The following is a 1,652-nucleotide window of genomic DNA, read 5'->3' on the forward strand; positions in this document are numbered from 1 at the left end:
CCACGCTGAAATTGCCTTCCTCGTCCTCTTCGATTTCACCACTCTCGGTATCAATCTGTTGGAGCAGGATAAACTGGCCACTTCGAATGATCGACTCCGCGATTGCGGCATCATTGGATTCAGCCGCATCGGCAATTAGCCCACCAAGGTCTACGTGATCTTCTTCAGTTTCGGACATTCGAGAGTGCTTTCAAAAAGTAGTGTCGCGAGCTTTCGTGTCGCATCGTTAATTTTGGACTCTGCGTCGCAACGGGATACGTGGCGAACGGATTATTTGGATTGCCGCTGAGCAATGGCTGCCTTTCGGGCCGCTTCGAATTCGTCACCTGGGATCCAGGCAGGCATTTCCGCCTGCTCGGCGACGACTAACCCAACATGCATGAGCAACTGACAATCGTCGATCGCACCGGCCAAATCCCAGCTGTCGTCATATTCATCGCTTGGCTGATGGTAGGTCTTCTCCACCCAGGCTTCCAACTCAGCTTTCCCCCACCCATCCGGCTTGCCAATCACGTTGACGCCACTGTGCAAGTACACGCCGGGCACGCCAACTTGGGCAAGGCTAAATTGGTCGGAACGATAATAGTACCCGCGATCGGGAAAGTAGTCAGGCACCACGGTGCGTTTTTGCCAAGCGGCCACCTTAGCGACAATGACGTCCAAATTGGATTTGCCGTTGCCAATCAAGTTTAAGTCGTGGGTTTTCCCGAGGAAATTGATGCCGTCGATATTAATCACAGCCGCCATATCGCCGGGAGGAACCGGTGGCTCAGCCGCAAAATACTTGGATCCTAGAAGGCCCTGCTCCTCGGCACCGACGACGGCAAACATGATCGAACGCTTCGTCGGGTTTGGCATACTCGCGATGGCTCGAGCCATGGACAGCAGGCTTGCCGTGCCGGAAGCATTGTCGATGGCACCGTTGTAGATGTTATCGCCATTCTCATCGCGCTGGGCTGCTAATCCCAAGTGATCATGGTGCGCCATGAAAATCACATGCTCATTCTTCAATTCGGGGTCCGCGCCGGGTAGGACACCGATGACATTGCCGGTCGTCTGCTTGCGCACTCCCACTTTGAGATCGATCGACATCGTTATGCCCAGCGGAATCGGTTGAAAAACTCTTGAGCGAGCGAGTTCGCGCATGGCATCTAGGTCCTTACCGGCAAGTTCGGCCAATCGCATTGCGGCGGCTTCGGTAATCCACCCTTTGACATCGCTGCGAGGTCCGGTCTTAGCAGCCAATTCGAACTGTTCTCCACTCCACGATGTTTGAACGACTTGATAGGGATAGCCTGCTGATTCGGTCGTGTGAATGATCAACGCTCCAGCGGCTCCCATTTTCGCTGCCATCTGATATTTGTAGTCCCAGCGCCCATAGAACAAGCGGCGACGGCCGGCGAATAAGTTGGGATCATCAGCTGGATCATTGTTCATGATCACCAAGATCTTGCCTTGGACATCCACGTCCTTGAAGTCGTTCCATTGATACTCCGGTGCTTGAATACCGTAGCCAACAAAAACGAGCTCGGCGTCCTCAATAGAAACCTCCGGCTGAGCCTTTCCGCTGACGGCCATCATGTCTTCGTGATGCTTGAGTGTCAGTGTTTTCGAGCCATACCGAAAGTCGACTTTTTCAGCTGGCTCGGTTG

Annotated in this window: 1 protein-coding gene; it reads right to left on the reverse strand. The window is 53.8% G+C overall.

What is annotated here, in order from left to right:
* Positions 1-270: 270 nt before the first annotated feature.
* Positions 271-1,652, reverse strand: a 1,382-nt coding sequence (locus tag AC6T8Q_RS03240) for a M28 family peptidase (RefSeq protein ID WP_500677712.1), incomplete at its 5' end; no start/stop codon positions are given.

The organism is Bythopirellula sp. (assembly GCF_041737835.1).
GTDB lineage: Bacteria > Planctomycetota > Planctomycetia > Pirellulales > Lacipirellulaceae > Bythopirellula.